Consider the following 3,666-nt stretch of genomic DNA (forward strand, 5'->3'; position numbering starts at 1 on the left):
GCAACGTCATCGAATGGCTGCTGATCATGGCGGCAGCATGTCGGCATGGATCGGCATGGAGTTGTCGCCCGCCGCCATGATCAGCAGCCATTCGATGACGTTGCGCAGCTGCCGGACATTGCCCGGCCAGCTATAGGCCTGCAGCGCCGCCATCGCGTCCTCGCCGACCTGCCGGGGCATCAGCCCCTGCCCGTCCGCCGCCCGCTGCATGAAATGGCGGGCCAGCAACGGGATGTCCTCGCGCCGGCTGGCCAGCGGCGGCACCGCGATCGGCACCACGTTCAGCCGGTAGTACAGATCCTCGCGGAACCGGCCCTCGGCGATCTCGGTCGGCAGGTCGCGGTTCGAGGACGCGATCACCCGGACATCGACCTCGACCTTGGTGGCGCCGCCGACGCGGACGAAGGTCTGCTCCTGCAGCACCCGGACGATCTTGCCCTGGGTGGCCAGCGGCATGTCCGCCACCTCGTCCAGCAGCAGCGTGCCGCCATGGGCCTGCTCGAAGGTGCCGACCTTGCGGGTGGCGATGGCGCCGTCGATCATGGCCTCGACACCGAACAGCTCCTCCTCCAGCCGGTCCGGATGCATCGCCGCGCAGTTCAGGGCGATGAACGGGCCGTCGGCGCGCTTGGACAAGGCGTGCAGCCGCCGGGCCACCACCTCCTTGCCGACGCCGGCCGGGCCGGTGATCAGCACCCGGCTTCCGGTCGGCGCCACGCGCTCGATCTGCTGCGCCAGCTGGCCGATCATCGGCGAATGGCCGATCAGTTCGACCTCGGTGCCGGCGCGCAGCTTCAGCTCGGCGTTTTCGCGCCGCAGCCGGGCCGCCTCGATGGCGCGGTCGACCATCAGCAGCAGCCGGTCCGACTTGAACGGCTTCTCGATGAAGTCGTAGGCGCCGTGCTTGATCGCCGTGACCGCGGTCTCGATGTTGCCGTGGCCGCTGATCATCAGCACCGGCACGCCCGGATGATCGCGCCGGATGATGTCGAGCAGCTCCAGCCCGTCGATCGGGCTGCCCTGCAGCCAGACGTCGAGAATCACCAGGCTGGGCTGACGCGCGGCGAGCTCGTGCTGCGCCTGCGTCGTGTCGCCGGCCTCCCGGGTCGTATAGCCTTCGTCGTCGAGGATGCCCGAGATGAGCATCCGGATATCCGCCTCGTCGTCGACGACGAGAATGTCATGCGCCATGGCCCACCGCGTCCTTGGAGCCCGCAGCCGTCACCTGAACGGACGATGCGCCCGGCTCGTCGCCGGTTGGAACGGCCGGCACGCCCGCCTGTTCCAACGGAAAGACGAGGCTCACCCGGGCCCCACCGCCCGGGCGGTCCTCCAGGACCAGCCGGCCGCCGTGATCCTCCATGATTTTCTTCACGATGGCGAGGCCCAATCCCGTCCCCTTCGCGCGGGTGGTGACATAGGGTTCGGTCAGCCGGTCACGGTCGACGGTGGGCAGGCCCTTGCCGTTGTCCTCGACCGTGATCCAGGCCTCGCCATCGGCATAGTCCAGCACCATCCGCACCTGCCCCTTCGGCAGGTCGCGGCCCTCGGCGATGCGGCCGTCGATCGCGTCCGCGGCATTCTGCAGCAGGTTGGTGACCGCCTGCGACAGCTGCCGGGAATCGCAGGGCACCGTCGGCCGGTCGTCCGGCTGGCTGAAGGAGAAGCTGACCTTCGGATGGGCGTTGCGCTGCAGGAACATCGCCTGCTGGCAGGTCTCCGACAGGTCGATCGCCTTCATCACCGGCGTCGGCATGCGGGCGAAGGCCGAGAACTCGTCGACCATCCGGCCGATGTCGCCGACCTGCCGCACGATCGTCTCGGTGCAGGTGATGAACGTCTGAGGATCGTCGGATATCTGCTTGAGATACTTGCGCTTCAGCCGTTCCGCCGAGAGCTGGATCGGGGTCAGCGGGTTCTTGATCTCATGCGCGATGCGGCGGGCCACATCGGCCCAGGCCGCCTTGCGCTGCGCCGACAAGAGCTCGGTGACGTCGTCGAAGGTGACGACGAAGCCGCGGATCTCGCCGTCCAACCGCTCCGCGGCGATGCGGGCCAGGAGCGTGCGCATCTCGCCGTGGCGGCGGACCTTGACCTGGCCCTCGACCACGCGGCCCTGGCGGCTGCGGGCGCTCTCCAGCAGCTCCGCCATCTCCGGCACCGCCGACTCCAGCGGATGGCCGACCAGCTCGTCGACCGACCGGCCCAGCAGCTCGGTGGCGGAGCGGTTCGGCAGATGCACGCGGCCATCCTCGTCCAGGCCCAGAACGCCGGCCGAGACGCCGGACAGTACGGTCTCGGTGAACTGCCGGCGCTGGTCCAGCTGGCGGTTGGCTTCGATCAGCTCGCGCCGCTGGCTCTCCAGCTGGTTGGTCATGCGGTTGAAGGACCGCGCCAGGCTGCCGAGCTCGTCGGTGCTGTCGCTGCCCTGGACCCGGATCGACAGGTCGCCGGCCCGCACCCGCTCCGACGCCATGATCAGCTCGCGCAGCGGCCGCACCAGCGTGTCGGCAAAGACCAGGCCGATCCACACCGCGGCCATCAGCAGCAGCACCGCGACGGTGACGTAGATAGCGGTGAAGATCAGCTGCAGCTGCGACCGCCGCCCCTCCAGGGCGCGGTAGTCGGCGACGGCGCCCTTGGTCTGCTCGACATAGGCCAGCGCCTCCGGGTCCACCTGCTTGCCGATCAGGAGGAAGGCGTCGAAGGGAAAGCCGTTCAGCCGCGTCAGCGCGCGCACCCGGTCGCTCTGGCCGTCGACGATCAGCTCGACCGGGCCATAGCCGGTGCTGTCGTTCGACATCGCCCGCTCGAAATGCTCCTGGCCCACCATCTCCAGCTTCAGGCCCTTGGCGAAGGCCGATTCCGCGATCACCTGGCCCTTGCGGTCGATGATCCGGATATCCGGGATGCCGTAGGTCGAGGTCATGCTGCTGAGGATGCCGATCAGCGCGGACCGGTTGCCGGAGATGAACTCCGGATACTGGGCGTAGGCTCGTTCGACCGTGTAGGCGATGCTCTGCGCGGCATAGCGGATGCTCTTCTGGTTCTCCTCCAGATAGACCTGGGCGACCGAGAGCGATTCGTTGACCGCGGTCGACACCCGTTCGGAGAACCAGGTCTGCACGCCGATGTTGAAGATCACGGCGGAGAAGATCGCGACCAGGATGGCCGGCGCCACCGCCACCACGGCGAACAGCGCCACCAGCCGCACATGCAGCCGCGACCCGGCCGATCCGCGCCGGCGCGCCGCCCAGATCGCCACCAGCCGCCGCGCCACGATGGCGCCGAGCATCAGCAGGATGGTCAGGTCCAAGACCAGCAGCAGCGTCACCCGGTCGGCATCCTTGCCGAACAGGGAGTTGCTGCTGAGCGCGGTGTAGGTCGCGATGCCGGAGGCGGCGGCGGCGAAGATCAGCACCACCGCCAGCTTGTTCTCCAGCCCGATCCGGGTGGCCCATTGATACAGCTGCCGCCAGAGGGAGGTCGGGCTCGCGGCGTTGGTGGTCATGGAGAACGGTTCTACATGCTGAGTGGGAACCTAGCTTAGGCCACGGACCACCGGGATGTCTAACTCGCGGATCTTCTTGCGCAAGGTGTTGCGGTTCAGGCCCAGCAGCTCGGCCGCGCGGATCTGGTTGCCGCGGGTGGCGGCCAGGCTCAGCG

The 3,666-nt window shown here is 68.5% G+C and carries 2 protein-coding genes and 1 pseudogene; all 3 read right to left on the reverse strand.

The window, feature by feature from the left end:
• Window positions 1-27 precede the first annotated feature (27 nt).
• Window positions 28-1,191, reverse strand: a pseudogene (locus ABDW35_RS33790) (sigma-54 dependent transcriptional regulator); the annotation flags it as partial.
• Window positions 1,181-3,511 (reverse strand): PAS domain-containing sensor histidine kinase, encoded by a 2,331-nt coding sequence (locus ABDW35_RS33795; protein WP_343718237.1) that lies wholly within the window; start codon window positions 3,509-3,511, stop codon window positions 1,181-1,183. The gene ABDW35_RS33795 and the pseudogene ABDW35_RS33790, both read right to left, overlap by 11 nt.
• A gap of 30 nt (window positions 3,512-3,541) precedes the next feature.
• Window positions 3,542-3,666 (reverse strand): helix-turn-helix domain-containing protein (locus ABDW35_RS33800; protein WP_343718238.1); only part of this gene is annotated, 125 nt, incomplete at its 5' end.

The sequence above is a fragment of the Inquilinus sp. genome, assembly GCF_039594555.1.
Lineage (GTDB): Bacteria > Pseudomonadota > Alphaproteobacteria > DSM-16000 > Inquilinaceae > Inquilinus.